The organism is Achromobacter sp. JD-1 (assembly GCF_038594925.1).
In the GTDB taxonomy this organism is placed as follows: Bacteria; Pseudomonadota; Gammaproteobacteria; order Burkholderiales; family Burkholderiaceae_B; genus Achromobacter; species Achromobacter spanius_C.
Window position 1 is genome coordinate 139,237 of record NZ_JBCGCS010000013.1, and the last position, 25,817, is coordinate 165,053.

Below are 25,817 nucleotides of genomic sequence, written 5' to 3' on the forward strand. Positions count from 1 at the left end.
TTACTCACTCCGAACTAATGCTTCACCGGGCGTCAATACGTGGCCCGGGCGTTGCGTGCTGGTTTGTTCTCCGTCCCAGACCTGCTTGCCATTGACCCACACGGCATGGATGCCCTGGCTTGCCTGAATGGGAGCTGAAAACGTCGCCATATCCGTCACGGTGGCGGGGTCGAACAGCACCAGGTCAGCATGATAACCCTGGCGCAGCAGACCGCGCCCGGCGATGCCATATTGGTCAGCCGCCAGCCCGGTCATTTTGTGGATGGCGGCTTCCAGGGACATCAGTTGCTGTTCGCGCACCATCGTGCGCAGCACGTTGGTGAACGTGCCCCATTGGCGGGGGTGCGGATGCGGGTCGAAGGGCAGGCCGTCGGAACCGACCATCGTCAGCGGATGCGCGAAGATGCGCTGGACGTCGGTGGGGGCCATCAGGAAGTAGATGGCGCCGGCAGGCGCCAGACGGGCCACGGCGGCTTCGTCGTCCAGGCCCAGTTCCTGCATGACCTCGGCGAAATCGCGGCCGGTGGCCTCGGGGTAGCCCTTGGACCACGTGATCATCGTGCGGCTGGCCAGGCGCGCGCGGTCCAGTCGCAGCATGGTGGACGTGGCGGGATACGGGTGGCAGTCCAGGCAGACGGGCTGGCTGGCGGCGGCGCGGTTGATCAGGTCCAGCGTTTCGCGCGTGCGGCCGTGGTTGCGTTCGCCGGCCAGCTTGTGGTGCGAGAACACCACGCGGCAATCGAGTTCGCGGCCGATCAGCAGCGCCTCTTCCATGGCGGGCACGATGTGGTCGGCCTCGTCGCGCAGGTGGGTGGCGTACAGGCCGGGGCGGCCCGCTTGCTTGGCTACCTTCAAGGGCAGGCAAACGTCGATGATTTCATCGGTGGGCGCGGCGCTGGCCGGCGGATAGAAGGTGCCGGTGGATACGCCGAAGGCGCCCGCGTCCAGCGCTTCTTGCAGCAGGCCACGCATGGCGGCGCGTTCGGTGTCGTTAGCGGCGCGTGACGTGTCGTCCATCACGGCCACTCGCAAGGTGGTGTGGCCCACCAGCGGAATCACGTTGACCGCGGCGGGCGTGTTGCGCAGCGCGTCCATCCACGCTTGGAATGTGTCGAAGCGGAACAGCTCGGCGGGGCCGAGCAGGTCCAGCGGCTGCGGAATGTTGTCGCGCTGAAGTGGCGCGAGGCTGATGCCGCAGTTGCCGGTGACGACAGTGGTGATGCCCTGCGACACCTTGGGCAGCATGTCGGGATGCGCCAGCAGGTAGCCGTCATCGTGAGTGTGGGAATCAATGAAGCCGGGCGCCAGCACCTGGCCACGCCCGTCGATCACCGGCACGCCCGCGGGGTGGGCAAAGCTGCCCACCGCCACGATGCGATCACCCAGCACGGCCAGGTCGCCCACTTGGGCGGGGCCGCCCGAGCCGTCGATAAGCGTGGCGCCCGCCACGATGAAGTCCGCCTGCAAGGTGGGCAAGGTCATGGGTGCTTAGTCCAGCTTTTCGATGCCAGCGGTGTCGATGATCTTCTTCCACTTGGCGGTTTCGCGATCAATCAATTGCTTGAATTCCTGCGGCGAGCCGGTGGCGGGTTCGGCGCCCAGCGTGGCCAGGCCGGTACGCACTTCGGGCGCTTGCAGCGCTTTCTGGATGGCGGCGTTCAGCGTCATCACCACTTCCGGCGGCGTGCCCTTGGGGGCGACAACACCGCCCCAGGCCACGGTTTGATAACCCTTCAGGCCGGATTCATCCAGCGTGGGCACGTCGGGCATCAGCGCCAGGCGCTTCAGGCTGCTGACGCCAATGGCGCGCACCTTGCCGCTGGCGACCAGCGGCGCGGCTTCCGAGGTGTTGACGAACAGGTAGTCCAGGCGGCCGCCCAGCAGGTCCTGGATGGCGGCGGGGCCGCCGTTGTACGGGATGAACATGACGTCCACCTTGGCCATGCTCTTGAAAAGTTCACCGCCCATGTGGCCGGTGGTGCCCACGCCCGAGGCGCCGTAGGACAGGCGGCCGGGTTCCTTCTTGGCGCGGTCGATCAGGTCCTGCACGCTTTTCACGGGCGATCCTGCCGGCACGATCAGGGCGTTGTACAGGTCGAACATGTGCGCGACCGGGGTCAGGTCCTGGTCCACGTCGTAAGGCAGGCGCTTGAACAGCGAGCGGTTCACGGCCAGCGTGTTGATGTTGCCGTAGCCCACGGTGTAGCCATCGGCGGCGGCGCGCTTGATCAGCGAGATGCCGATGTTGCCCGCCGCGCCGGGACGGTTTTCAATCACCATCGTGGCGCCGGTGTCCTTGGCGATTTGCGTGGTGATCAGGCGCGACAACACGTCGGGCGAACCGCCCGCGGCAGACGGCACCACGAAGGTGATGGGCTTGTCGGGATAGGCGCCGGCGGCCGAGGCGGTGCCGATCAGGGCGGCGCTGATGGCCAGCGCGGACAGGCTGCGGAAAAAGGTGCGATGCATGGTGGTATTCCCCTTGTTTTGTGGTCTTGAGGAGCGCAGATTACACCCGCATTGCGGCACTGCATCATCGAAAAATGTGGCAATCCTATAATCCGCCGTTATCGATCAAGGGGAAGAAAAATGGATGTAGAAGGCTACGCCGACGAGGTCGGCCCCAGCGCCGGGCGGCCGTTGAACCTGCGTCAGATCGAGGTCTTTCGGGCCATCATGATGTCGGGGTCCATCAGCAGCGCGGGGCGCATGCTGCATGTGTCGCAGCCGGCCGTCAGCCGGGTGCTGGCGTTGACGGAAAGCCGCCTGGGCTACCGCTTGTTTGAGCGGGTCAAGAGCCGCTTGTCGCCCACGGCCGAAGCGCGCCGGCTGTATGCCGAGGTGGAGCAGGTGTATGGCGGCATCCAGCGGGTGAACGATCTGGCGGCCAGCCTGGGGCAATCGGGCGCGGGCATGTTGAAGATCGTGGCCAGCGCCAGTTATGGGCAGCGGCTGATTCCCATGGCGCTCGAGCGGTTTCGGGGCCGCAACGCAGGGGCGCGGGTGGACTATCGCAGCGTCACGTTCGACGAGTTGGCGGCGTACTTTTTGTCGGGCCAGGCGGATATCGGCATCTCGATGCAGCCGCCCGACCATCCCAACCTGACATCAATCCGGCTGGCGCGGGTGCCGGTGGTCTGTGTGCTGCCGGTGAGCCATCCGCTGGCCAGCCATGACGTGGTGCATCCCGAGGATTTCTCGTCTGCCGCGTGGATTGGCTATCCGCGCGACACTCCACTGGGCCGGGCGCTGACCACGTTCTTTGGCGGCGGCCCGCTGTGCGCGGCGGCGATCGAAGTGCATTCACCGGTGACGGCGTGCTCGTTTGTGCAGCAGGGCTTGGGTCCGGCCTTGGTGGACGCGTGGTGTGTATCGACCGAGCAGTCGGCGCATATGGTGTTGCGGCCCATCGAGCCCGAAGCCAGTGTCGAGGTGTGGGCCACGTATTCGAACCTGAGCGCGCCGCCGTTGTTGGCGCGCAGGTTTCTGGCGGCGGTGAAAAAAATCTTGGAAGGGGAAGCAGAGGCGGGCTGAGCCTGGGCTGGTCCGCCAGCGGGCTTCCCCCCGCTTGGTTTTTCCTGCTTTACAGCCCTTCGGCCTTCAGCGCGGCCTGGACGCCCTTGTCGGCTTCCATGCGCTTTTCGAACGCCGCCAGATTGTCCTGGCCAGCCAGGTCCACTTCCTTGGCGCGTGCCCAGCGCAGCACCACGTACAGATACGCATCGGCGATGGAGGGCGCGTCGCCCGCCAGGTACGGTTTGCCCGCCAGTTGCGCATCCAGTTGCGAGAACAACTTGGTCAGCAGCTTCGAGGCCGAGCCCGCCAATTCCTTCTGCGCGCCTTCGTCGCCCAGGAAGCGGGACGCGCCGAAGATCATCGAAAACGTCTTGTGGATGTCGGAGTTGATGAAGCCCAACCAGCGGCGCACGTCCGCCCGCGAACGCGCGCTGCCGTCGCCCAGCAGCTTGCTTTGCGGCGACTGTTCGGCAATGTATTCCAGGATGGCGACGTTCTGCGTCAGGGTCCAGTCGCCATCGGTCAGGGCGGGCACGGCGCCTAGCGGATTCACCTTCAGAAATTCAGGGGCCTTGAGGGCTTCGCGGCTGAGCTGGTGCGTTTCGTAGGGCTGGCCGACCCACTCAAGAACAATGTGGGAAGCGAGCGAGCACGCGCCGGGCATGTAGTACAGTTTCATGCGATGGGGTCTCCGGAAAGGAAGAACGGAAGGTTCCCGTCCCTGGGCGCTATGGTACGCCACCCGCTGGGCGCCACGCGCCAGCCTGTCATCGCCCCCCGCACTCGCATTCAGCCCTTTGCCGCCGGAGATGTCCATGCAGTCACGCACCGCCGCCAGCACGCGCGCGCTCTCACTTTTTTCGGTCTCAACGTTACTCATGGCGGGCGCCATGGCGTTCGCCAAACCTGCACATGCAAGCCAGGAGCCGCCTTCCGTTGCGGCACGCGTGACGCCAGTGGTGGGCGGGCTGGATCATCCCTGGGCCATGGCATTCTTGCCTGACGGCGGGGTGCTGATCACGGAACGGCCCGGCACGCTACGCCTGTTGCGCACGCCGGGCGGCTTGTCCAAGCCGCTGTCCGGGGTGCCGAAGGTGGCGGCGCGCGGGCAGGGCGGCTTGCTGGATGTGGCGCTGTCGCCCGACTTTGCGAAAGACCGGTACGTGTATCTGTCTTATGCCGAATCCGATGGCGACAAGAGCGGCACGGCGGTTGGCCGGGGCCGGCTGTCGGATGACGCCAGTGGCCTGGAAGATTTCAAGGTGCTTTTCCGGCAGATGCCGAAGCTGTCATCCGGCCTGCATTTCGGTTCGCGCCTGGTGTTCGATGGCAAAGGCCATCTTTTCATTGCGCTGGGTGAGAACAACCAGCGTCCCACCGCGCAGGATCTGGACAAGCTGCAAGGCAAGGTCGTGCGCCTGAAGCTGGATGGCTCGGTGCCTGAAGACAACCCCTTCGTGGGCAAGGCCGGCGCGCGGCCCGAGATCTGGTCCTATGGCCATCGCAACCCACAGGGCATGGCGATCAACCCGTGGTCCGGCGATCTTTGGGAAAACGAGCACGGCCCCCGTGGCGGCGACGAAATCAACCTGGTTCAGCCGGGCAAGAACTATGGCTGGCCGTTGGCTACGCATGGCATCAATTATTCGGGCCTGCGCATTCCCGAGGCCAAGGGCGACACCGCGCCGGGCACGGAACCGCCGCTGTTCTGGTGGGCCAAGTCGCCCGCCATCAGCGGCATGGCGTTCTACGATGCCGACCGCTTTCCAGCTTGGAAGAACTCGGTGTTCATCGGCGCCTTGGGTAATCAGAACCTGATCCGCCTGACGCTGGACGGCAACCGCGTCGTGGGCCAGGAATGGCTGCTGGTGGACCGCAAGAGCCGGATACGCGACGTGCGGCAAGGGCCGGACGGCTATGTGTATGTGCTGACCGATGCCTCACCCGGCCAATTGCTGCGGCTGGCGCCGGCCGATTCTGGAGGGTAAGCGATGAAGAGCTACGAGTTGATCGGATCGCCCGGGTGCGGGTCGGCCATTGTCGAGATGGCGCTGGTGCTGGCCAACGTGCCGCACACGCTGACGGACGTGCCCTATCTGAAACCCGGCCCCGAGCGCGACCGCCTGCTGCAACTGAACCCCTTGGGGCAGGTGCCGACGCTGATCACCCCGGAAGGCGAGGTGATGACGGAAAGCGCAGCGATGATCCTGCACCTGCACGACGTGGCGCCCCAAGCTGGCCTGGCGCCATCAGCCGACAAGCCTGAACGGGCGTACTTTCTGAACGTGCTGATGCGCCTGGTCGGGGCGGTGTACCCGACGTTCACGTACGGGGATATTCCGTCGCAATGGGCGGGCGAGGGGCCGGCGGCGGACTTGCTGCGCGAGCGCGTGCATACCCGGCGCGCCGAACTGTGGAAGGAACTCGAGCAGCAGGCCGGGTCGCCCCATATGTTGGGCCGGCGATTTTCCGCGCTGGACCTGTACGTGACGGTCATGACGCATTGGCGTCCGGGGCAGGCGTGGTTCCAGGCGGAATGCCCGGCCTTGGCGGCGGTGGCCAGCCAGGCGGCGCAGGAACCGAATGTGGCGCGGGTCTTGGCCCGCAATTTTCCCGCGCCGACCGAATAACGTTTTCGGATGCGCGCAAAGCCCGGGCCGCGTGGCCTTAGGCCTTGCCGCGGCGCTTGCTCTTCGCGCGGGCCTCGCGCACCGCGATGTACACGCCGCTGCCCGCGATAAACAGCGCACCCAGATAGGCGTAGGCGTCCGGCGCTTCGCGCCAGAAAATCCAGCCCAGTATCGTGGCCCAGATCAGGCCGGTGTAGTCGAAAGGCGCCACGACCGACGCGGGGCCGATCCGAAAACCCTGTGTGATCAAGGCCAACCCCAGCGTGCTGAAAAGCGCGATGCCGCCGAAGTAGGGCAGATGCTCGACGGTGGGCGTTTGCCACACCCAGGGCAAGCCCACTGCGCTGCACAGCAATTGGCCCAGCACGATGTAGAACGTGGTCGTCAACATGCCTTCGCCCCGGCTGATGCCGCGCGCGGTGATCATCATGACCGCGTAGAGCAGGGCGGTGGTCAGCGGATACAGCGTGGCCGCCTGAAATGCCGCCGAGCCCGGGCGCACCACGATCAGCACGCCGGCAAAGCCCGCCAGCACCGCGATCCAGCGCTTGCCGTCCACGCGCTCTTTCAGGATCAGCACCGACAGCGCCGTCACGAACAGCGGCGCCGCGAAGGCGATGGCCGTGGCTTCGGCCAAGGGCAGCGCGCGCAGGCCCAGATAAAAGCAACAGGCCGACACCACGTTGATGGCGCCACGCACCAGATGCAGACCGGGATGCGTGGTGCGCATCACGCGCCGCCCGCCCAGCCACAAGGCCAGGGCCGTCACGAAAGGCAGCGCGATCAGTGCGCGCAGGAACAGGATTTGAAGCGGGTTGTAGTGTGCGCCCAACCATTTGGCGTTGGCGTCGCTAAGCGTCAGGAAAAAGATGCCGCCCACCACACAGGCGATACCTGCGAAGGCGGAGGGGTCGCGGGCGGCGGGTAATACAGTGGAGGAAGACATCGGAAACCTGCAAGGGCGGCGGTTCCTGCCGCCGTGGGGAAAGGGGCGTGCGAACGAGGGGAAGCTCAGCCTTGGGCGCGGTAGGCCGCCAGCGCAACCATGGCCCAGGCGGCCAGGAAGGCGGTTCCGCCCAAGGGAGTGACGGCGCCCAGCCAATGCACGCCCGTCAGCGACAGCGTGTACAAGCTGCCCGAAAACAGCACGATGCCGACGAACATCACCACGCCGGCGGCTGACAGCAAGGGCGAACCGAAGCGCGCGCCCAATAGCGCAATCACGAACAGGCCCAGCGCGTGGATCAGGTGATACAGCACGCCCGTCTGCCAGACGGACAGCAGTTCCGGCGTCAGCATGCGCTTGAGCCCATGCGCGCCGAAAGCGCCCGCGCCCACCGCCACCATGAGATTCAACGCTGCAAGTATCGTCAGCTGCCGGTCCGTCATTGCCAGTCCTTGAAAGTGATCGTGTGTAACGCCGCCTATGATATGCCCAATTTCGGTGCACGCCGGAGCGAACAGTCCGGGCGTTGCGGCTTGCAGAGAAATTTCCAAATGGCATATTATAAATTCTGTTTGGAACAAGATCTCAGGAGCGCATGATGACCATCGCCATACCCGGAAAGTCGGCAGACAAGCGCGGCGCTGCCGCTACCCGTCCGCCACGCCGCGCGGCGACGCGCGCCAAGCAGTTGTTCCAGGAACTGGTGGACAGCCCGCTGAGCGACATGGCGCGCGACGTGCGCCGGGGCCTGCCCGCGCAGATGGTGGACGACGCGGCCGATTTCCTGCAGGTGCCCAAGTCTGAAATCATGGCCATCACCGAGGTCAAGGCAGCGTCCTTGTCGCGCTGGACGCGGGAAGGGCAGATGCTGCCGTTGGGCGAATCCGACCGGCTGGCGCGCGTGGCCAGGGTTGCCCGCGTGGCGCGTCAGGTGCTGGGCAGCGATGACGAGGCCGTGCTGTGGTTGAACACGCCCGTGCCCGCGCTGGGCAACGTCAAGCCCTTGTCTTTGCTGACGTCAGACGCCAGCAGCCGCATCGTGGAAGACACCCTGGCCCGGGCGGCGGCTGGCGTGTACGCATGAGCGATTTCATTTCCCTGTGGCGCATCGGCACCACGGCCGGCACGTACCGCGCGGATGACCTGAGCGGGGCGGGGGCGGCGGCGGTGGGCGGGCGCTACAACAGCCCGGGCACGGCGGTGGTGTATACCTCGTCCAGCGTGGCGCTGGCGGTGCTGGAAACCGTGGTGCACTTTGCCGTGCGGGCCTCGGAACAGGCCAATCGCTATCTGATCGAGGTGGCCGTGCCGCGCGCCATCCATGATGCCCGCCAGGTGCTGACGGTGAACCAGTTGCAGCGGGATTTCCCGTTCTGGGAGGCGGTGCCGTTTGCCGAAGCCTCGCAGGCCGTGGGCGACAACTGGGTGGAATCCGGGGTGTCGGCGCTGCTTGAATTGCCCAGCGCCATCGTGCCTTATCGCGGCGTACCCGACTGCAACCTGCTGATCAATCCGGCGCATCCGGATGCAGAACATATCGTGGTGGTACGACGCGAACGGTTTGTGTATGACCCGCGTTTGAAAGCCGCATGAACAAAAAAGGGGAGCCCGACAAGGCTCCCCTTTTCGCAGCCTGCCTAGGCGTCAAGCAGCAGTTAGTACCGCGCGTCCCACCACCTTGCCCGCCCGCAGCGCCGCCAATACGCTGTCGGCTTCGGCCAGCGCGTGGCGGTGTACCGGCATGGGCGGCACCTTGCCCGCGCGCACCAGTTCCATCAATTCCTGCAGTTCCGCCAGGTTGCCGACGTAGCTGCCAATGATGGACATGGCCTTCATGGGGATCAACGCGATCGGCCACGATGAGGCCCCGCCGAACAGGCCCACGATGATGAGCTTGCCGCCCTTGGTCAGGAAGTCGAACGCCAGCGAGGTGGTGGCGGGCGCGCCGACCAGGTCGATAGCGGCCTGAACCGGTTTGCCGCCCGCCGCCTTGATGATCTGCTGCGCGGCGTCCGGCGCGGCGCCGTCGATGGCGGCCAGCGCACCGGCCTCCAACGCGGCTGCGCGCTTGGCGGGATCGATGTCGACAACGATGGCGCCCGCGCCACCCAACGCCTTGATCAGCGTCAGGCTCATCAACCCCAGGCCGCCCGCGCCAAAGATCACCACGGGATGTTCGCGGTAGATGTCCGCGCCAATCTTCTTCAACGCGGAATACGTGGTCAGACCCGAGCAGGCGTAAGGCGCGATCTGCGCGGGGTCCAGGTCGCCGATGTCGATCAGGTATTTGGGATGCGGCACCAGGATGTGGTCGGCGTAGCCGCCCGCGCGATGCACGCCCAGGCAGGCCGGCGCGCTGCAATGGTTTTCCATGCCGGCCAGGCAGGGCGGGCATTTGCCGCAGCCGATCCACGGATACACCAGGTAGTTCTTGTCGCTGGACAAGCCTTGCGCGTCCGGCCCGGCCGACGCCACGCTGCCTACCGTTTCGTGGCCCATCGTCAGCGGCAGCGACACGCCGCGGTCTTTGAGCGCCAGGGTGCGGCCCTGGCCCAGGTCGTAGCCGCCTTCCCACAAGTGGATATCGCTGTGGCAGACGCCCGCCGCGCGCACTTTCAACAGCACTTGCGTCCCTTGGGGGGTAGGCGTGGGCTGCTCCATTTCCTGCAAGGGCTCGCGGAAGTTGACGACGCAATAGCACTTCATGGGGATGTCTCCGTTTGGGGTTTTATAGCCAGCAGCCTACACCCGGGCGCGGCGTGAAGATATTCACTTTTTGACCAGGGGGCATTCGCTGTCGGCCAAGGACACGAATACCTTGTCGCCCGGTACCGTGGACAAGATGCGGTAGAAGTCGCCCGGGTACTTGGATTCAGCGGGCTTTTTCACTTCAACCAGATACAGGTCCATGATGACGCGGCCGTCTTCGGGGCGAATGCGGGCATTCTTGATGAGCTTGGTGGTGATGGGCAATTCACGCATCTTCTTATTGACCGCTTCGCCCTCGAAGGTGCCGGCCGCCTGCGCCGCTTGCAGGTAGTGCGTGGTGGCCACGTAGCTCAGCGCCTGCACGATGGATGGCGGGCGCGTCACGCCCATTTTCTCTTGCCAGCGTTTGGTCCAGGCGCGGGTGTCTTCGTCGGCGTCCCAGTAGAACCCGGTGGGAAAGGTCAGGCCCTGCGCCACGGGCAGGCCCATGGCTTGCACGTCGTTAATGAAGGTCAGGAAGGTCAGCAAACGCTGGTTGCCACCGGTCAGCCCGAATTCCTGCGCTTGCTTGATCAGGTTGACGAGGTCGCCACCCGCGCTCGCCAAGCCCACCACGTTGGCCTTTGAGGCCTGCGCCTGCAGCAGGAACGAGGCGAAGTCCAGCGCGCCCAGCGGATGGCGCGTGCTACCCAGCACCTTGCCGCCGGCTTCCTGCACGAAACGGGTGGCATTGCTTTCCAGCGATTTTCCAAACACGTAATCGGTGGTGATGAAGTACCAGGACTTGCCGCCGGCTTCCACCACGCTTTTCACGACCGCGTTCGACAGGGCGTAGGTGTCGGGCGCCCATTGCGTGCTGAGCGTGCTGCATTGCTTGCCGCTGAAGTCGCCGGCAAAGCCGCCGCTGATCAAGGCGGTGCCGCCTTTTTCCCGGGCAACGCCTTGCGCGGCCAGCCCGGCCGAACTGGCGCCGCCGTCCACCACGGCAACCAGGCCCTGGGTGTCGAACCAGCGGCGCACCAGCGCCGAGGCCACGTCCGCCTTGTTCTGATTGTCCGCGCCCACTACTTCCACGGTCTTGCCGGCGACCTTGCCGCCGAAGTCCTCGACGGCCATGCGTACGGCCATCTCGGAACCTTGTCCGCCCAGGTCCGAATAAATGCCCGAGCGGTCATTGGATACGCCCAGGCGCACCACGTCAGATTGGGCTTGAGCCGCGCAGGCGGCCATCGTGGCGGCCATGGCCGCCAACAGGGGTTTGATACGCATCTGTCTGTCTCCCCGGCCCGGTCAGGGGCCGATTGTTTGAGTTCTTGGTGATGACGTGGCAACGCTGAGGGGGCAGCCGGATCTCCAGCCAGCTGAAATGGAATTCTTGTATGTGAAATTAAATTCTTGTGCAAGAATTTAGATTTCCGCCTATGGAAAGTCAACATAGTGGATTACCTAGCAGATTCGTCCTTTTTGCTCAGGTAAACCCGCGCTGGGATCGCCACCATGGAAGTGAAACTTGTTGCCCGCACGCTGGACCTGATCGAACTGTTTGCGCAGGCCCGGCGGCCAATGCCGCTGACCGAACTGGCCCAGGGCTTGGGCGCCCCCATGTCCAGTTGTCTGGCGCTGGTGCGCACGTTGGTCGCGCGTGGCTATCTGTATGAAGTGCGGCGGCGCGGCGGCTATTACCCCACTGCGCGCCTGCACGCGCTAAGCGCGCTGATCCAATCCGGCGACCCCTGGCTGGAACAGGTTCGCCCGCATTTGCTGGCCTTGCGCGACGCGGCCAATGAAACCGTCATGCTGGGCAAGATCCAGGACGGCGCCGTGGTGTTTCTTGACGTGGTGGAGTCGACCCAACCCGTGCACTACGCGGCGCGACCCGGCGAGCGGCGGCCCCTGCACACCAGTGCGGTGGCCAAGGCGGTGCTGGCGCGCTTGCCGGCCGCGGAACGGGATGGCGTCCTGGCGCACGCCGACTACGCGCGCTATACGGAGCGCACGCTGAGCACGCGTGAGGCCTTGCTGGAAGAGGTGGCGCGCGTGGCCGCGCAGGGGTGGGCGGCGAACGTGGGCGAAAGCGTGGCGGACTTGACGGGCCTGGCCGTTGCGCTGGATTTGGGCGGGGAGTGGTATGCGCTATGCATGGCCGGGCCGACGCCGCGCGTGTGGGAAGCACGGGAACAGAATCTGGCGCATCTGCGGAACGCGGCGCAAGCCATCCGCCACACCCGCGAGGGGTAGTCAATCTTCAAGGGGCGAACGCGCAAAGGTGAAAACGCCGTTGCGCTCAACTGCCTCGGCGCATCAGTGTGGATTTGCCGAACAGGCTTTCGATCAGGTCCACGGCCACTTCCGCCGTCTTGTTGCGCACGTCCAGCGCGGGGTTCAGTTCCACCACGTCCAGCGATCGCATCAAGCCGGTGTCGGCAATCATTTCCATGCACAACTGCGCTTCGCGGTAGGTGGGGCCACCGGGTACGGTGGTGCCCACGCCGGGCGCAATGTCGGGGTCCAGGAAGTCGACGTCAAAGCTCACATGCAGGTGCGTATTCGCGTCCAGGCCCGCCAGCGCGGCGTCCATCGTGGCGCGCATGCCCATTTCATCCAGATAGCGCATGTCGAACACTTCCAGGCCGGCCTGGTGCACCAACTGCTTTTCACCCTGATCCACGCTACGGATGCCAATCTGGCGCACCCAGCCAGGCTCGATGTCGGGCGTCTGGCCAGACATGCCGGTGATTTCAGCAGGGCCGTAGCCACAAAGACAGGCCACGGGCATGCCGTGGATGTTGCCGGTGGGGGTCAGCGCATGGGTGTTGAAGTCGGCATGCGCGTCCAGCCACAGCACGCGCAGCTTCTTGCCGGCTTCGCGGCAATGGCGCGCCACGGCGCTGATGGAGCCAATACCCAGGCAGTGGTCGCCGCCCAGCAGAATGGGCAAACGGCCCAGGGCGAGTTCGGCGTAGACGGCGTCGTGCACGGCTTGATTCCAGGCGGCCACTTCGGCCAGATGCCGGTAGCCGTTGTGGGGCGGCAGCCATGGGTTGGCGGGGCCGTAGAGGTTGCCGCGGTCGACCACGTCGAACCCTTGGGCTTCGATGACGGGGCCCAGATCCGCCACGCGCAAGGCTTCCGGGCCCATTGACGCGCCGCGCGCGCCCGCGCCAATATCCGTGGGCGCGCCGATCAGGGAGATTTGGGTAGGCAAGGCAACAGGGTTCTGCACGCGGCGGGCTCCGGTGGGGTTCGTCATTGGGCGGATAGTACCCTGGCCGTTCGCTTGCGTGATGGGTCTATCATCGCCATTGCGCGGCAATGGCTATTGCCGGACACACGACGCGGCTGCTGCACAATAGCGGCTGCGCGCCGATGCCCCTCTGTTTGCCCTGATCGCCTATCGTTTGCGCGCATCGGCTTTCATTCCCTTTGGATGGTTTTCATGCCCTTGCATTCGTTGTTTTCCACCCTGACGCGCGGCGCGGCCGTGCTGGCCCTGAGCGTGGCGGCCTGCGCCACGGCCACGGCGCAAGACAAACCCTTGCGCATTGGCGTGATTGCCAGCGTGGCCAACGAAGCCACCGAACAAGCCATTGCCCAAGCCAAGAAAGAGGGCCTGAATGTGCAGTTGGTGGAATTCAATGATTGGGTGCTGCCCAACATCGCCGTGGCGGATGGTTCGGTCGACGCCAATTTCTTCCAGCACGAACCGTTTCTGCAGCTATTCAACCAGCGCCGGGGCGTAAACCTGACCCCCATCGCCTATGGCTATTCCACCACCATCGGGTTGTTTTCCAAGAAGCTGAAGAAAAGCGATACCGTGCCGGAGGGCGCCACCATTGCCCTGCCCAACGACCCGGTCAATACGGGCCGCGCCTTGCTGCTGCTGGAATCAATCGGGCTGATCAAGCTCAAGCCCGGCGTGGCGCACCAGGCCACCTTGGAAGACGTGGTGGCCAACCCCAAGCAATTGAAGTTAGTGCAGATCGAGGGCTCGCAGTCCGCGCGCACGTTTGATGACGTGACGGCGTCGGTAACGTACACAACGTTTGCCAAGCAGGCCGGCCTGAACGAGAAAGACGGGCTGGCGTTCGACAATACCGACCCCGCCAGCATCCGCCGCTACGCCATCCGCTGGGTGACCACGCCCGACAAGGCGCAAGATCCGCGCTTGCTGAAGTTCATTGCCATTTACCAGAATTCGCCCGAGGTCAAAGCCACCTTGAAGCGTTTGTACGGCGACCTGATCTCGTTCCCCTGGTAGGCCAGCAAGCTTTACACCGCCGCTTCGCGCCGTTCGGCGCGGCGGCCATTCAAGCGCCAATGCAGGCCCAGCGCGGCCAGGCCCACCACAGCAGACGCGCACACTCCCAGCGCTTCAAAACCCGCATGCGTGTAGAGCGTGCCGGCAACCGCCGTGCCCACGCTGGCGCCCAGATACGTCGTGCAGGTGTTCAAGCCCAGCACCGCGCCACGCTCGTCGGGCCGTGCGCGCGACAACAGCAAGACCAGCAGGTTCAGGCTGATCTGCGACGCGGCGCCCCACAGCACGGCAATGGCCAGCACCGCCGCCAAGGCGTGGGCAGCGGGCAGCAACACCAGATACACCGTGGCGATGGTCGCCAGGGCCAGTGGCAAGGCACGGCGCGGCCCCAGGCGTTCGATCAAGGGGGCGCCGGCAAACCCCGCCAGCATGAAGCCCGCGCCATAGGCGAAGGCAATAAAGCCCACCTTGCCGGCGCTTAGCGCCAACAACGTGCGAACGTGGTCGGCCAGGAAGGCGTAGACGCCGTAGAACGCGGCCGAGAACGCCAGGCATGCCAGCAGCAGCACGGGCACGTCGCGATAGGAAAGCGGCGCAAGCAAGCGCGACAGGCGCAGCGGCGCGGGATGCGTTGCGCGGCGTTCGGGCAGCTTGCGCAGGCCCAGCAGCGCAATCGAGGCGCACAGGGCCAGCGTGCCGTAGGTGGCGCGCCAGCCGATGGCGTCCGAGATCAGCGCGGACAAGGGTACGCCCGCCACCAGCGACACCGACCATCCGGCAATCACGCGCCCCAGTGTGCGCGTCTCTTGCCCAGCAGGGGCTACCAACGATGCTGACCCGTAAGCCGCGGGCAGGATGACGCCCGCCGCGGCGCCCGCCAAGGCCTGCGCCAAGGTCAGCACGATCCAGTGTGGCGCGGTGGCGGACAGGACCAGCGCCGTGATCAGCACCAGCATGGCGCCCAAGAGCGAACGGCGGATGCCAATGCGGTCGATGCGCCCGGCCAGGAAGAAGGCGCTTGCGGCAGTGGCCGCGCCGTAGGCCGAAATGGCGGTGCTGATGGTCAGTGCCGACGTTGAAAACGAGCGCGCCACGTCGGTCAGGATGGGGCTGAGCGCCAAGCCGTTGGACCCGACGACGCTGACGGCAAACATCAAGGCGGGCACGGACGAGGCAGGGCGGGAAATAGGCTTGCTACGGTTCTGCATGCCGCGAATTTTATTGGAATAAAATAAGGGATTACGCCGATATTTCCTTATTCCATCAAAGTCCGAATGCCGTAAGGCAGAACTTGATTCCGATGCCAGACCTAGACGATCGCGACCGAAAACTATTAACGTTGCTGGCGGACGACGCCACGCCCAGCTACGCCGAACTGGGTAAATTACTGAACCTGTCGGCCCCGGCGGTGCATGAACGGGTCAAGCGCTTGAAGCGCGATGGCTTGATCAAAGGCATCGCCGCCCGACTGGATGGCGCGCGCATCGGCCGGCCCTTGCTGGCGTTCGTGCATGTGGACACCGCCAACTGGACCATCACGCAACAGGTGCTGGGCCTGGCCGAGCTGACCGAAGTGGAAGAGATCCACACCATTACCGGCAAAAGCGCCATGCTGCTGAAAGTGCGGGTGCGCGACACGCAGGCGCTGGAACTGCTGCTGGCCCGCATCCACCAGATTGACGGCATCACCAACACCACCAGCGACATCGCGCTGACCAGCTACCTGGAGCGGGGCCCCTTGCCAGACACCGCGCAGCAGGCGGATTGAGCGTGGCATCAAGGTGCCATCAGAGATGCCCCGATGCCGCCGTGCGCAGGCGCAGACGCGTGATTTCAGACGGCGCTCCCAGCCGTTTGGGCGGCCCCCAATACCCGGTACCCCGGCTCGTATAGACCCACATCTTGCCCAGCCGATGCAGGCCCGCCGTGAAGGGTTGCTGAAAGCGCACGAAGAACCCCCACGGAAAAAACTGCCCGCCATGGGTATGGCCCGATAACTGCAGGTGGTAGCCCAGGGGCGCGGCCGCGGCTGCGCTGCGTGGTTGATGCGCCAACAGGATCTTGGCGCAGGCGTCGGCCGGCGCGCCCGCCAGCGCGGCCTTGGGGTTGCTGCGGTGCTGGGGATCAAACGCGCCGGCGCCGAAATCCGTGACGCCCGCCACCACCATCGGCAAGCCCGACGGGTGGATGACCGCATGCTCGTTCAATAGCACGCGCAGGCCCATCCTGCGGAATTCGGCGATCCAGGGCGTGGCGCCTGAATAGTATTCATGGTTGCCCGTCACCAGGTACACGCCGTAAGGCGCGCGCAGTGACCCCAACGGGCTGGCTTGCTCGGCCAGGTGTTCGACGCTGCCGTCGACCACGTCGCCGGTGATGGCGATGACGTCGGGCAGCAGTTCATTCACGGCATCGACAATGGCCTGTACGTATTGCTTCTTGATGGTCGGGCCGACGTGGACGTCGCTGATCTGCACGATGGTGAAGCCGTCCAGGTCTTGCGGCAAGCCCGCAACAGGCACGTCCACGTCCACCACCCGCGCCCGGCTGCGCGCGTTGTAGAAGCCGACCAGCGTGCCCGCCAATGCCAGCGCGGCAACCGCCCACGCGCTGTAGCGCCGCAGGTCTAGCCAAGGCAGGTTGGCGCTGGCCAGCAGCGTGACCAGCCACGTCACGAGCAGCGCGGCATCTCGGATCACGGTCAAGACGAACAGGGACGAAAACAGCCCCATCGCGATCAGGCCCACCCACGCGATACGGTCGCCCCAGGGCGGGTTCACCGAGGAACGGGCCAGCATCCCCATTGGAATCAGGATGCACGACAGCAGCAGGGCAATGATGGCGGCGGCCGCGCCGGCGGCGGGCAACTGCGCGTCCGGGATCAAGCGCGCGCCGACATAGACGTGGGCCAGCGCGCCCAGTGTCAAAAAGCGCAGGAAAAACGAAGATTGGCGTAGGGACACGGCGGGTAGTGGGCACGTAGGCCGGGCAAGGGAACCGCCATTCTATGCCGCGCCACCGTGCCTGACCGCGTCCGCTTGAGCAACAGGCCGGTCAGTGGCCGACCGGCCCGTCACGCCATAGCAAGCCAGCGTTCATTTCTCGCACGTTGTTGATGCCCAGCATTGCCATGTTGCGGTCGACTTCCGCGCGCAGCAGGTTGATGGCGTGGGCCACGCCTGCCTGCCCGCCAAGCGCTGCCGCATAGTTGAATGGCCGGCCCACGAACACAAAGCGCGCGCCCAGCGCCAGCGCCTTCAGCACGTCGCCACCGCGCCGCACGCCGCTGTCCATCATTACCGTCATGCTGCCCGCCGCGTCGACCACGCCAGGCAGCGCACGCAGCGGCGAGATAGCGCCATCCAGTTGGCGCCCGCCGTGGTTGGACACAATGACGCCATCGGCGCCGTGCTGGCGCGCCAGCGCCGCGTCTTGCGGATGCAGGATGCCCTTGATGATCAAGGTGCCCGGCCATTGGCGGCGGATGCGCGCCACGTGTTCCCAATTAAGGTGGTCGCGCGCGGTGAAGTCGCGCAGCACGGACGCGGACACGATGGGCGCGCCGCGCGTGGCGAACGAATTTTCAAAGTGCGGCATGCCCTGGGCCAGCAAGGTCCGCAGGAAGGTGCCCGCCAGCCAGCGCGGCCGCGTCAGGCCGTCCCAAGCCAGGCGCAGGCTGGGCTTGAGCGGCGTTGAAAAGCCGGTGCGCACATTGTTTTCGCGATTGGCGGACACGGGGATGTCCACCGTCAACACCAAGGTTTCATAGCCGGCACGTCGAGCACGCTCAACCAGGGCGTCGATTTTTGCGGGATCGCCCGGCAGATAGGCCTGGAACCAGGTGCCCGGCGCTTCGCGGATAACGTCTTCCAACGGGATCAAGGATGTGCCGCTGAGGATGGCGGGAATGCCTTGTTCACGCGCGGCGCGGGCCAGCACCACGTCGCCCCGGTACGCCGACAAGGCGCTGATGCCCATGGGCGCAATACCGAACGGCGAGGCGTAGCTTTGCCCGAAAATTTCCGTGCGTTGCGTGCGGCGTGACACGTCGACCAGCACGCGAGGTGTAAAGCCGTATTGGGCGAAGGCGCGGCGGTTGTCGTGCAGCGACTGGTTGTCTTCCGCGGCGCCCGCCACGTAGCCGAAGATCGGCCGGGGCAAGCGTTTGCGCGCGGCGGCTTCGAAGTCATCCAGACAAAGCAGGCGGGCAAGCGCGCGCGGCACGGGGGCGGCGGCGCGGGTGGTCGGCGTGCTGGCAGGCGTGGGGGCGGGCAGGGCGTTGGAAGTCATGGCGGGCCGGTAAAAGCCCGTAATCTAACAACCCTTTTTTATCGAAGAAAGCGAATAGATTGCGAAATGCTTATTCGCTTTTTGGAAGCATGATGTTTGCGTCGTGCAAGCACCATCAGACGCGGGTCAAGGCTGAGCTACAGGCAAGGCCAGCAGTTCGCCCATGCGAACGGGACCCAGCACAGACGGCGTATCCGCCCAACGGATCTTGTCCGGACCAAACAACACAATGGCTGTCGAGCCCAGCTTGAAGCGGCCCATTTCCGCGCCTTTTTCCAGATGGATAGGCGCGCGCGCCGCGGCGTCATAGCGTACCGATTTCACGCGGCGCTTGTACGGTGTGACCAGGCCCGCCCAGACCGTTTCAATCGACGCGACGATCATCGCGCCCACCAGCACCACCGCCATGGGTCCGAGTTCGGTGTCGAAAATGCAGACCACGCGCTCGTTGCGCGCGAACAGGCGCGGCACATTGCGGGCGGTCAGCGGGTTCACCGAAAACAAACGGCCCGGCACGTGCACCATTTCGCGCAGCGTGCCGGCCACCGGCATATGCACGCGGTGGTAGTCCTTGGGCGACAGGTAGACGGTGGCGAATTCACCACCCTGGAACGGCTTGGCGCGTTCCACGTCGCCGCCCAGCAGATCAACCAGGCCGTAGCTGTGGCCCTTGGCCTGGAAGATGCGCCCTTGCTCGATGGCGCCCAATTGGCTGATAGCGCCGTCGGCCGGACAGAGCACCGAACCGGGTTCGTCGTCCAGCGGGCGCGCGTCGTCTTTCAGTGCGCGGGTGAAAAAGTCGTTGAAGCAGTCATAGGCCAACGGGTCTTCTTGCACGGCTTCGCGCATGTCCACGCCGTATTTACGGACAAAGCGCGAAATCATCCAATTCTTGACCGCGGGTTCCCGGCAGTCGGAGGCGTGTCCGAAGAAGCGCGACACCAGGTGATGCGGCGCAAGATACTGGCTGGCGAGAAATAGTTGGTCTTTGATCGTCATCTACGAGCGCTGAAAAAACTCGTCCCGCGTACAGCGGGACGGGGTTGAAGGTTGCCGTGCAAGCGACGCACCGAGGGCGCCTGCCTGCAATTCGCGGGATTGTAACGCGGTCAGGCGGCTTTGGCGGCCAATTTGGTTTTGTAGAGCCAGTCTTTGTAGTCGTCCAGGTCGCCGTCGAACGGTTTGACGACGCCGTCGGCCACGATGATGAACTCGTCGGTGGTGGCGCGCAGCAAGTGGCGGTCGTGCGAGACCAGCATCAAGGTGCCTTCGAATTGCGCCAACGCCGTGGTCAGCGCCTCGCGCGTTTCCAGATCCAGGTGGTTGGTGGGTTCATCCAGCAACAGCAGGTTGGGGCGCTGCCAGACAATCAGCGCCAACGCCAGGCGCGCTTTTTCGCCGCCGGAGAAAGGCGCGATGGAACTGGTGGCCATGTTGCCGTTGAAGTTGAAGCTGCCCAGGAAGTTGCGCAGCTCTTGCTCGCGCACGGTGGGCGCAAGCTTCATCATGTGCCACAACGGCGATTCGTCGTGACGCAGCATTTCCACCTGGTGCTGGGCAAAGTAGCCGATGGACAGGCCCTTGTTGAACTGCGTGTCGCCGCCCAGCGTGGCCAGGTCGCCCGCGATGGTCTTGATGAACGTGGACTTGCCCGCGCCGTTGATGCCCAGGAGGCCGATGCGCTGGCCGGCTTGCAACGAAAAATTGATGCCCGACACGATGATCTTGTCGGACACGGCCTGCGTGTCTTCGTCTTCCACGCGGTAACCGGCGCTGACCTTGTCCATGGTCAGCAGGGGGTTGGGCGCGCGCAGCGGTTCGCGGAATTCAAACGAGAACTCGGCGGCGGCGCGCAGCGGCGCCACTTCTTCCATGCGGGCCAGCGCCTTGATGCGGCTTTGCGCCTGGCGCGCCTTGCTGGCCTGGGCCTTGAAGCGGTCAATGAACGATTGCAGGTGCGAACGCTGTCGCATCTGCTTTTCCATCATGCCTTGCGCCAGTTCCAACTGGGCGGCGCGCTGGCGTTCGAACGAGGAGTAGTTGCCCGAGTAGCGCTTGAGCTTGCGTTCGTCGATATGGACGATGACGTTGACCACGCCGTCCAGGAAATCGCGATCGTGCGAGATGACGATGAGCGTGCCCGGATAGCGCTTGAGCCAGTCTTCCAGCCAGATGATGGCGTCCAGGTCCAAGTGGTTGGTGGGCTCGTCCAGCAGCAGCAGGTCGGACGGGCACATCAGCGCTTGCGCCAGGTTCAGGCGCATGCGCCAGCCGCCGGAAAAGCTGGTCAGCGGCAGATGCATCTGCTCTTGCGTAAAGCCCAGGCCGGTCAGCAATTGTTCGGCGCGCGAATGCACGGTGTAGGCGTCGGCATCGGCCAGCGCGGCGTAGATGTCGCCCATGCGCAAGCCGTTTTCGGCGCTTTCGGGTTCGGCTTCCAACGCCGCCAGTTCCGCTTCCAGCTTGCGCAAGGTGACGTCGCCGTCAATCGCGTATTCGATGGCGGGGCGGTCCAGCGCGGGGGTTTCCTGCGCCACGTAGGCCATGCGCCAGCTTGACGGGTAGTCAAGGTCGCCCTGGTCGGCGTGCAGCGTGCCGCGCAATAGGCCGAACAGGCTGGACTTGCCGGCGCCATTGGCGCCGATCAGGCCGATCTTGTCGCCGGGGTTCAAGAGCAGGTCGACCTTGTCGAGCAAGGGCTTGACGCCACGCATGAGTGAAACTTGTTGGAAGCGGATCATGAATCTTGGGGCAGGGGGTGGCGCGGCAGGCGCGCGGCGAGGCTCCCGCCACAAGGCGCGGCGCAAAAAAGGGAACCGGATGGTTCGCGCGCTCAGCCATGACACAGCAGGCGGACATCGGCGCGAAAAGGTGAAGAGACACGCTCCAGGCAAGGGGCGTCGTCCAATCGTGGGCGGTATTGTACCGGGCCGCGCGCATTGGCGCAGGCGAAGGCGGTTTTTCGGGTGGGGCGAGCCCCTATTCAGTGCTCGTGCCGGCCGAGATGGCGGCGGCCAGGGCCAGTACGCGTTCGGCCTCTTGCGCATGCAGGTTTTCAACCAGCGCGCCATCCACCACGGCCACGCCCTGGCCGGCGGCCTGTGCCTGGCGCCAGGCGTCCAGACGCTTGCGAGCCAGGGCCAGTTCGCTGTCGGTGGGCGCAAACGCGGAATTGGCGGCGGCGATCTGCTTGGGATGGATCAGCGTCTTGCCGTCAAAGCCCTGGTCGCGCCCTTGTTGGCAGGCGGCGGCATGGCCCGCGTCGTCGTTCAAGTCCAGGTGTACGCCGTCCAGCACCGCCAGGCCGTAGGCGCGCGCGGCCATGACGGCCAGCGAGCGTGCCAGCAGGGTTTCTTCACGGCCGGGCGTATGGCGCGCGTGCAGGTCTTTGACCAGGTCGGACGTGCCCACCACGATGACGGCAAGGCGCGGGTGGCCGCCGGCAATGGCGTCCAGGCGCAAGAAACCCAGCGGCGTTTCCGCCATGGCCCACAACGGCAGGTCAGGCGGCGCGCCAGCGTCGTCCAGCGCGCGGGCCAGCGCGTCCAGTTGGGCGGCGGATTGCACCTTGGGCAGCAACACGGCATCGCCGCCGGCTTGCGCAATGGCGGCAACGTCGTCCTGGCCCCAGGGGGTGTCCAGCGCATTGATGCGCACGATGCACTCGCGGTGTCCGTAGCCGCCTTGCTTCAAGGCCGCGGCGACTTGCGCGCGAGCCTGCGCCTTGGCGTCGGGAGCGACCGCGTCTTCCAGGTCCAGGATCAGCGCGTCGGCATCCAGCCCGCGGGCCTTGTCCAACGCGCGCGCGTTGGCGCCTGGCATGTACAGAACGGAGCGGCGAGGACGGATGGCAGGAGGCATGGAAAAAAGGGGGGAACGAGAGGCGGGGAAAGAAAATCAGGGTTTGCCGCTGCTGACGACCTGGACAGGCGTGGTGCATACGTAGCCAACACCATACACGGTGCGAATGCCCAAATCACCGGCAGCCTGCGCACGCAGCTTGCGTCGCAGGCGATGCATGTGCGCGTCCAGCCGATGCGTGTCGTAAGCGTCCACGCTGGCGCCCAGGGCCTCGACCAGGCGGCCGCGCGACAAGGGCAGCGGCGCCGCCTGGATCAGCGCGCCGATCAGCCGGCTTTCGGTATCGGTGATGTCCACGCACACCTGCCCGGGCGACACCAGCGTGCGCCGCGCGGGGTCGAAGCGCCAGGTGTGGCCACCGGCATCGTCGGCCTCTGCCGGCACGACGCGCAGGCGCCTGGACAGCGACACCAGGGTGGCGCCCAGTTCGGCCAGATTGACGGGCTTGGTCAGGTAATGGTCCGCGCCAAGGCTCAGGCCCGACACTTTGTCTTCGCTGAGCAGGCGGCCGGTCAGCATCACGATCCCCATCGATGGATAACGGGTGCGCAACTGCGAGATACGGGTCAGGGCGTCGCCATCTGGCAGCATGGCATCCAGCACCAGGATGCCCGGCGTCACGGACAGCATCAGTTGATCCAGTTCGGCCAGCGAGCCGGCCGTCAGGATGGCTTTGTCCAAGCCCAGGTCCTGGATGTACTCGACGATTGTGTCGCGCCAGTCGCCGTGATCATCGACAACGATGATCGTCACGACGCAGTCTCCGCCCGCGGTTGCTCACGACGCGATTCAAGGGCAACCACGATTTTCGCTCCTGACATGCTACGGGTTCGGTTTTGAGATAAGCCTTCGCTTGCGCGGGCACAGGCCAGACGTTGGAACGGAGAGAAATGTTTCGTATCGTTGATGCCTGCGGAGAATATCACTATCGATGTCGCGGCGGTGCAGCACGCCGTCCGGATGCCATCCAGGCCGGCGGCAATTTGTGCCTGATCAAACATTGCGCAGGCCGTCCCGCGTCCTCGGAAGGGCCGCATGACGCGCATCGGCGTGGGCCTTATCCACAGAAATTGTGGATAAGGCCCACGCGTCTGGCTCCATCCGATTTATGTAGGCAGATATTCGACGGGCACGCCCGCCGGCACCTTGCGCATGCGATCGCGTTCGATGCGCGCCGAGGCGAAACGCGTCTTGCGAGCGGCCGCGTTCTGCAACAACACCGACAGCACGGAGCCTTTGTCCTGGATCCATTGTTTTTTGCCGCGCAGCAATTTCATCGCACTCTCGGCGCTGCCCAGACGGTACGCCATGGCGTTGATCTGGACCTGGGTCTTGCCGTCGAACGTGGCCGGCTCCTGCTCGGTGATGGCGGCGGCATCCAGGTTGCTGCTTTCGTGGTCCACCCGATAGATGAACTTCAAGCCGCTGTGCGGATCTTGCGCCACGATGAGTTTGTCCGAGCCCGAAATATCGGAAAGCATGCCGATGACGGGGGACTCAACCAACTGGTTGCCCCGCTGTTCTTCGGTGTAGATGAAAATGCTATGGCGTGCAGCGGCGGCAGCGGCGGGAATGAGGGGAGAGCTATCCATACCTGACTTGAAAATGGCGTCCCGGACAACACTGTCCGGCGATGAACAAGGAACCCGGCGCAAACCCTAGCGCGGCCACGCCAATCGCGCCAGCAAGCGTGATTTGACCGATGGCCAGTCCTCGTCGAGGATCGCGAAATAAATCATGTCCCGCGTGCGTCCCGATTGTGAAATCAGATGCTTGCGAAACACGCCTTCCTCGACCGCGCCAAGGCGCGAAATAGCCGCACGCGACTGGGTATTGCTCAGTTCCGTTTTGAAAACGATGCGTATGATACCAATTGTTTCAAAAGCGTGCCGAAGTAATAGAAACTTGGCTTCGGTGTTGGCGCCGGATCGTTGGCTGGCGGGCGTCAGCCAGGTGGCGCCAATTTCCACCCGCTTGTGCGCCAGCGCAATATCCATATAGCGCGTGGTGCCGATGATCTGCCCGGTGCTTTGCTGCACGATGACAAAGGGCAGGCAGGCGCCCGCCTTGGCGTCTTCAAGCGCGTGCGCCACGTAGCGCCGCATGTCGTCAACCGTTGCGATGGGTGCCGGCTGCAAGTGCCAGAGTTCGGGATGTAAGCCCACCAGCGCCAGCGCATCGGCATGGTGCGCGGCCAAGGGTTCCAGGCGCACGATGTCGCCATGGAGCGTGACGGGGTGCAGGGGCGGTATGGGCATGGCGTCGTCCAGAGGGCGGGCAAGGGTGGGCAAGCAAGGCGCGGGAGCGGCGATTCTACGCTGGCGCGCCCTTGCCGAACACGGGGGGCAGGCGCAGAATGCGGCGCATGAAAACAGACGTTGTGGTTCTGGGTGCGGGCATCGTCGGCGTCAGCACGGCGCTGCATTTATTGGCGCGCGGACGTTCCGTGGTGCTGCTGGACCGCCGTGGCCCCGGCGAGGAAACCAGCTATGGCAACGCGGGCCTGATCGAACGAGCCAGCGTCATTCCCTATGCCTTTCCCCGAGACTGGGGCAGCCTGTGGCGCTACGCACGCAACAACACGCCGGATGTGAGCTATCACGTGCGCTTTTTGCCCCGTGTTGCGCCCTGGCTGCTGCGCTATTGGTGGCATTCTTCACCCACGCGGCTGGCGCGCGCGGCCCAAGCGATGCTGCCGCTGATCGAACGCAGCGTGGCCGAGCACGACGCGCTGAAAGAAGACGCGAACATTTCGTCCTTGTTTCGCCGCACCGGTTGGATCGATGGCGTGCGGTCCGAGGCGGGGCTGGCGCGCGCGGTGGCGGAAGCCGAGGCGCTGGCGCCCTATGGCCTGAACTACCGGGTGCTGGATCGGCAGGCGCTGACGGCGCTTGAGCCGTCGCTGTCCGAGCGCATGGTGGGCGCCGTGCACTGGCTCGACCCCGTCAACGTGTCGGATCCTGGCGCGGTGACGCGGGGGTATGCGGCGCTGTTCCAGCAGCGCGGCGGGCAACTGCTGCGAGGCGACGCGCGCAGCCTCAAGTCGGTCGGCGTCCAAGCGTGGCAGGTGCAGAGTGATGACGGCCGCATCGACGCCCGCGACGTGGTCGTGGCGATGGGGCCTTGGTCACCGGATGTGTTGCGGCCCTTGGGTTACCGCATTCCCATGGCGGTCAAGCGCGGCTATCACCAGCACTTCGCGCTGGAAGACGGCGCCACGTTGACGCACCCGGTGGCGGACATCGACAGCGGTTTCGTCGTGACCCCAATGACGTTGGGTGTGCGACTGACCACCGGCGCGGAATTCGCGCCGCGCGATGCGCCGCCATCGCCAATTCAGATTCAGCGCACGCGGGCGCTCGCCAGCCAACTGTTGCCGTTAGGCGCGGCGGTCGAAAAGGACCCCTGGATGGGATGCCGCCCCTGCATGCCCGATATGCGTCCGGTGATCGGACCCGCGCCACGCCACGCCGGCTTATGGATGGCGTTTGGCCACGCGCATCATGGCTTCACGCTAGGCCCCGTGACCGGAAAGCTGCTGGCCAGCCTGATCACGGGCCAGGCGCCGGACATGGATCCGGCGCCGTATGCCTTGCGCCGCTAAGCC

The 25,817-nt window shown here is 65.1% G+C and carries 26 protein-coding genes; 9 read left to right on the plus strand and 17 right to left on the minus strand.

What is annotated here, in order from left to right; genetic code table 11:
- Positions 1 to 1,482, minus strand: a complete 1,482-nt coding sequence (locus WBR68_RS20200) for an N-acyl-D-amino-acid deacylase family protein (RefSeq protein WP_230695064.1) — start codon at positions 1,480 to 1,482, stop codon at positions 1 to 3.
- A gap of 6 nt (positions 1,483 to 1,488) precedes the next feature.
- Positions 1,489 to 2,469, minus strand: coding sequence for a Bug family tripartite tricarboxylate transporter substrate binding protein (locus WBR68_RS20205; protein ID WP_050444683.1), 981 nt, complete (start codon positions 2,467 to 2,469; stop codon positions 1,489 to 1,491).
- Between the two features lie 120 nt (positions 2,470 to 2,589).
- Between WBR68_RS20205 and WBR68_RS20210 the strand changes: the two genes are divergently transcribed.
- Complete coding sequence (locus WBR68_RS20210; RefSeq protein ID WP_050444684.1) at positions 2,590 to 3,534, plus strand: LysR family transcriptional regulator; 945 nt, start codon at positions 2,590 to 2,592, stop codon at positions 3,532 to 3,534.
- A gap of 49 nt (positions 3,535 to 3,583) precedes the next feature.
- On the opposite strand, the gene WBR68_RS20215 is transcribed toward WBR68_RS20210, so the two are convergent.
- Positions 3,584 to 4,195: a glutathione S-transferase family protein gene (locus WBR68_RS20215; protein ID WP_050444685.1), complete on the minus strand. Its 612-nt coding sequence runs from the start codon at positions 4,193 to 4,195 to the stop codon at positions 3,584 to 3,586.
- A 136-nt stretch (positions 4,196 to 4,331) separates the two neighbouring features.
- Between WBR68_RS20215 and WBR68_RS20220 the strand changes: the two genes are divergently transcribed.
- Entirely contained in the window at positions 4,332 to 5,504 is a 1,173-nt protein-coding gene (locus WBR68_RS20220) for a PQQ-dependent sugar dehydrogenase (protein ID WP_230695065.1), read from the plus strand.
- Between the two features lie 3 nt (positions 5,505 to 5,507).
- Positions 5,508 to 6,146, plus strand: coding sequence for a glutathione S-transferase family protein (locus WBR68_RS20225; protein ID WP_127184655.1), 639 nt, complete (start codon positions 5,508 to 5,510; stop codon positions 6,144 to 6,146).
- Positions 6,147 to 6,183: 37 nt separating this feature from the next.
- Here the strand turns inward: WBR68_RS20225 and WBR68_RS20230 are convergent, their stop codons facing one another.
- The gene (locus WBR68_RS20230) at positions 6,184 to 7,092 is read right to left on the minus strand and encodes a DMT family transporter (protein WP_050444687.1); all 909 of its coding nucleotides are present in this window, start codon (positions 7,090 to 7,092) and stop codon (positions 6,184 to 6,186) included.
- Positions 7,093 to 7,157: 65 nt separating this feature from the next.
- Positions 7,158 to 7,535 (minus strand): DUF423 domain-containing protein, encoded by a 378-nt coding sequence (locus WBR68_RS20235; RefSeq protein WP_050444688.1) that lies wholly within the window; start codon positions 7,533 to 7,535, stop codon positions 7,158 to 7,160.
- A 155-nt stretch (positions 7,536 to 7,690) separates the two neighbouring features.
- On the opposite strand from WBR68_RS20235, the gene parS reads away from it, so the two are divergent.
- Both parS and WBR68_RS20245 read left to right on the plus strand, forming a co-directional pair.
- Positions 7,691 to 8,176, plus strand: coding sequence for a type II RES/Xre toxin-antitoxin system antitoxin (gene parS, locus WBR68_RS20240; RefSeq protein ID WP_127186357.1), 486 nt, complete (start codon positions 7,691 to 7,693; stop codon positions 8,174 to 8,176).
- Positions 8,173 to 8,685, plus strand: coding sequence for an RES family NAD+ phosphorylase (locus WBR68_RS20245; protein WP_050444690.1), 513 nt, complete (start codon positions 8,173 to 8,175; stop codon positions 8,683 to 8,685). Before parS ends, WBR68_RS20245 begins: the two co-directional genes overlap by 4 nt.
- A 51-nt stretch (positions 8,686 to 8,736) precedes the next feature.
- Here WBR68_RS20245 and WBR68_RS20250 read toward each other — a convergent pair whose 3' ends face one another.
- Both WBR68_RS20250 and WBR68_RS20255 read right to left on the minus strand, forming a co-directional pair.
- Entirely contained in the window at positions 8,737 to 9,798 is a 1,062-nt protein-coding gene (locus WBR68_RS20250; protein ID WP_230695067.1) for an alcohol dehydrogenase, read from the minus strand.
- A gap of 63 nt (positions 9,799 to 9,861) precedes the next feature.
- Positions 9,862 to 11,070 carry an ABC transporter substrate-binding protein gene (locus WBR68_RS20255; protein WP_050444692.1) on the minus strand — a complete coding sequence of 403 codons (1,209 nt, stop codon included), beginning with the start codon at positions 11,068 to 11,070 and terminating at the stop codon, positions 9,862 to 9,864.
- 228 nt (positions 11,071 to 11,298) lie between these two features.
- Between WBR68_RS20255 and WBR68_RS20260 the strand changes: the two genes are divergently transcribed.
- A complete protein-coding gene (locus WBR68_RS20260; protein ID WP_230695068.1) occupies positions 11,299 to 12,039 on the plus strand; it encodes an IclR family transcriptional regulator in 741 nt (246 codons plus the stop codon).
- A gap of 46 nt (positions 12,040 to 12,085) precedes the next feature.
- Here the strand turns inward: WBR68_RS20260 and rocF are convergent, their stop codons facing one another.
- The gene (gene rocF / locus WBR68_RS20265; protein ID WP_127184654.1) at positions 12,086 to 13,051 is read right to left on the minus strand and encodes an arginase; all 966 of its coding nucleotides are present in this window, start codon (positions 13,049 to 13,051) and stop codon (positions 12,086 to 12,088) included.
- Between the two features lie 186 nt (positions 13,052 to 13,237).
- Between rocF and WBR68_RS20270 the strand changes: the two genes are divergently transcribed.
- Positions 13,238 to 14,059, plus strand: a complete 822-nt coding sequence (locus WBR68_RS20270) for a MetQ/NlpA family ABC transporter substrate-binding protein (RefSeq protein WP_230695069.1) — start codon at positions 13,238 to 13,240, stop codon at positions 14,057 to 14,059.
- A gap of 11 nt (positions 14,060 to 14,070) precedes the next feature.
- Here the strand turns inward: WBR68_RS20270 and WBR68_RS20275 are convergent, their stop codons facing one another.
- Positions 14,071 to 15,267 carry an MFS transporter gene (locus WBR68_RS20275; protein WP_230695070.1) on the minus strand — a complete coding sequence of 399 codons (1,197 nt, stop codon included), beginning with the start codon at positions 15,265 to 15,267 and terminating at the stop codon, positions 14,071 to 14,073.
- Between the two features lie 92 nt (positions 15,268 to 15,359).
- On the opposite strand from WBR68_RS20275, the gene WBR68_RS20280 reads away from it, so the two are divergent.
- Complete coding sequence (locus tag WBR68_RS20280) at positions 15,360 to 15,827, plus strand: Lrp/AsnC family transcriptional regulator (protein WP_230695071.1); 468 nt, start codon at positions 15,360 to 15,362, stop codon at positions 15,825 to 15,827.
- A 19-nt stretch (positions 15,828 to 15,846) separates the two neighbouring features.
- Here WBR68_RS20280 and WBR68_RS20285 read toward each other — a convergent pair whose 3' ends face one another.
- The 8 genes from WBR68_RS20285 to WBR68_RS20320 all read right to left on the minus strand — a co-directional run bounded on the left by WBR68_RS20285 (position 15,847) and on the right by WBR68_RS20320 (position 24,468).
- Positions 15,847 to 17,022 (minus strand): metallophosphoesterase, encoded by a 1,176-nt coding sequence (locus WBR68_RS20285; protein ID WP_230695072.1) that lies wholly within the window; start codon positions 17,020 to 17,022, stop codon positions 15,847 to 15,849.
- A 91-nt stretch (positions 17,023 to 17,113) separates the two neighbouring features.
- Positions 17,114 to 18,349 (minus strand): alpha-hydroxy acid oxidase, encoded by a 1,236-nt coding sequence (locus WBR68_RS20290; protein ID WP_230695073.1) that lies wholly within the window; start codon positions 18,347 to 18,349, stop codon positions 17,114 to 17,116.
- 126 nt (positions 18,350 to 18,475) lie between these two features.
- The gene (gene asd, locus WBR68_RS20295) at positions 18,476 to 19,348 is read right to left on the minus strand and encodes an archaetidylserine decarboxylase (RefSeq protein WP_230695074.1); all 873 of its coding nucleotides are present in this window, start codon (positions 19,346 to 19,348) and stop codon (positions 18,476 to 18,478) included.
- 110 nt (positions 19,349 to 19,458) lie between these two features.
- Positions 19,459 to 21,090: an ATP-binding cassette domain-containing protein gene (locus WBR68_RS20300; protein WP_083447187.1), complete on the minus strand. Its 1,632-nt coding sequence runs from the start codon at positions 21,088 to 21,090 to the stop codon at positions 19,459 to 19,461.
- A 238-nt stretch (positions 21,091 to 21,328) separates the two neighbouring features.
- Entirely contained in the window at positions 21,329 to 22,210 is an 882-nt protein-coding gene (locus WBR68_RS20305) for an HpcH/HpaI aldolase/citrate lyase family protein (protein ID WP_230695075.1), read from the minus strand.
- Between the two features lie 36 nt (positions 22,211 to 22,246).
- On the minus strand, positions 22,247 to 22,963 hold the full coding sequence (locus WBR68_RS20310; RefSeq protein ID WP_050444702.1) for a response regulator transcription factor: 717 nt from the start codon (positions 22,961 to 22,963) through the stop codon (positions 22,247 to 22,249).
- A gap of 353 nt (positions 22,964 to 23,316) precedes the next feature.
- Complete coding sequence (locus WBR68_RS20315) at positions 23,317 to 23,802, minus strand: hypothetical protein (protein WP_050444703.1); 486 nt, start codon at positions 23,800 to 23,802, stop codon at positions 23,317 to 23,319.
- Positions 23,803 to 23,868: 66 nt separating this feature from the next.
- Positions 23,869 to 24,468, minus strand: coding sequence for a GNAT family N-acetyltransferase (locus WBR68_RS20320; RefSeq protein ID WP_230695076.1), 600 nt, complete (start codon positions 24,466 to 24,468; stop codon positions 23,869 to 23,871).
- A gap of 107 nt (positions 24,469 to 24,575) precedes the next feature.
- Between WBR68_RS20320 and WBR68_RS20325 the strand changes: the two genes are divergently transcribed.
- A complete protein-coding gene (locus tag WBR68_RS20325; RefSeq protein WP_127184649.1) occupies positions 24,576 to 25,814 on the plus strand; it encodes an NAD(P)/FAD-dependent oxidoreductase in 1,239 nt (412 codons plus the stop codon).
- The last annotated feature ends 3 nt before the right edge of the window (positions 25,815 to 25,817 follow it).

Bases quoted from the DNA above. Each gene is read 5' to 3' on its own strand.
- WBR68_RS20260 (WP_230695068.1), top strand. From the start codon at position 11,299: ATGGAAGTGAAACTTGTTGCCCGCACGCTGGACCTGATCGAACTGTTT.
- WBR68_RS20210 (WP_050444684.1), top strand. From the start codon at position 2,590: ATGGATGTAGAAGGCTACGCCGACGAGGTCGGCCCCAGCGCCGGGCGG.
- WBR68_RS20300 (WP_083447187.1), bottom strand. From the start codon at position 21,090: ATGATCCGCTTCCAACAAGTTTCACTCATGCGTGGCGTCAAGCCCTTG.
- WBR68_RS20235 (WP_050444688.1), bottom strand. From the start codon at position 7,535: ATGACGGACCGGCAGCTGACGATACTTGCAGCGTTGAATCTCATGGTG.
- asd (WP_230695074.1), bottom strand. From the start codon at position 19,348: ATGACGATCAAAGACCAACTATTTCTCGCCAGCCAGTATCTTGCGCCG.
- WBR68_RS20220 (WP_230695065.1), top strand. From the start codon at position 4,332: ATGCAGTCACGCACCGCCGCCAGCACGCGCGCGCTCTCACTTTTTTCG.
- WBR68_RS20280 (WP_230695071.1), top strand. From the start codon at position 15,360: ATGCCAGACCTAGACGATCGCGACCGAAAACTATTAACGTTGCTGGCG.
- WBR68_RS20245 (WP_050444690.1), top strand. From the start codon at position 8,173: ATGAGCGATTTCATTTCCCTGTGGCGCATCGGCACCACGGCCGGCACG.
- rocF (WP_127184654.1), bottom strand. From the start codon at position 13,051: ATGACGAACCCCACCGGAGCCCGCCGCGTGCAGAACCCTGTTGCCTTG.
- WBR68_RS20320 (WP_230695076.1), bottom strand. From the start codon at position 24,468: ATGCCCATACCGCCCCTGCACCCCGTCACGCTCCATGGCGACATCGTG.
- WBR68_RS20315 (WP_050444703.1), bottom strand. From the start codon at position 23,802: ATGGATAGCTCTCCCCTCATTCCCGCCGCTGCCGCCGCTGCACGCCAT.
- WBR68_RS20325 (WP_127184649.1), top strand. From the start codon at position 24,576: ATGAAAACAGACGTTGTGGTTCTGGGTGCGGGCATCGTCGGCGTCAGC.
- WBR68_RS20275 (WP_230695070.1), bottom strand. From the start codon at position 15,267: ATGCAGAACCGTAGCAAGCCTATTTCCCGCCCTGCCTCGTCCGTGCCC.
- WBR68_RS20270 (WP_230695069.1), top strand. From the start codon at position 13,238: ATGCCCTTGCATTCGTTGTTTTCCACCCTGACGCGCGGCGCGGCCGTG.
- WBR68_RS20200 (WP_230695064.1), bottom strand. From the start codon at position 1,482: ATGACCTTGCCCACCTTGCAGGCGGACTTCATCGTGGCGGGCGCCACG.
- parS (WP_127186357.1), top strand. From the start codon at position 7,691: ATGACCATCGCCATACCCGGAAAGTCGGCAGACAAGCGCGGCGCTGCC.
- WBR68_RS20230 (WP_050444687.1), bottom strand. From the start codon at position 7,092: ATGTCTTCCTCCACTGTATTACCCGCCGCCCGCGACCCCTCCGCCTTC.
- WBR68_RS20250 (WP_230695067.1), bottom strand. From the start codon at position 9,798: ATGAAGTGCTATTGCGTCGTCAACTTCCGCGAGCCCTTGCAGGAAATG.
- WBR68_RS20225 (WP_127184655.1), top strand. From the start codon at position 5,508: ATGAAGAGCTACGAGTTGATCGGATCGCCCGGGTGCGGGTCGGCCATT.
- WBR68_RS20255 (WP_050444692.1), bottom strand. From the start codon at position 11,070: ATGCGTATCAAACCCCTGTTGGCGGCCATGGCCGCCACGATGGCCGCC.
- WBR68_RS20305 (WP_230695075.1), bottom strand. From the start codon at position 22,210: ATGCCTCCTGCCATCCGTCCTCGCCGCTCCGTTCTGTACATGCCAGGC.
- WBR68_RS20290 (WP_230695073.1), bottom strand. From the start codon at position 18,349: ATGACTTCCAACGCCCTGCCCGCCCCCACGCCTGCCAGCACGCCGACC.
- WBR68_RS20215 (WP_050444685.1), bottom strand. From the start codon at position 4,195: ATGAAACTGTACTACATGCCCGGCGCGTGCTCGCTCGCTTCCCACATT.
- WBR68_RS20205 (WP_050444683.1), bottom strand. From the start codon at position 2,469: ATGCATCGCACCTTTTTCCGCAGCCTGTCCGCGCTGGCCATCAGCGCC.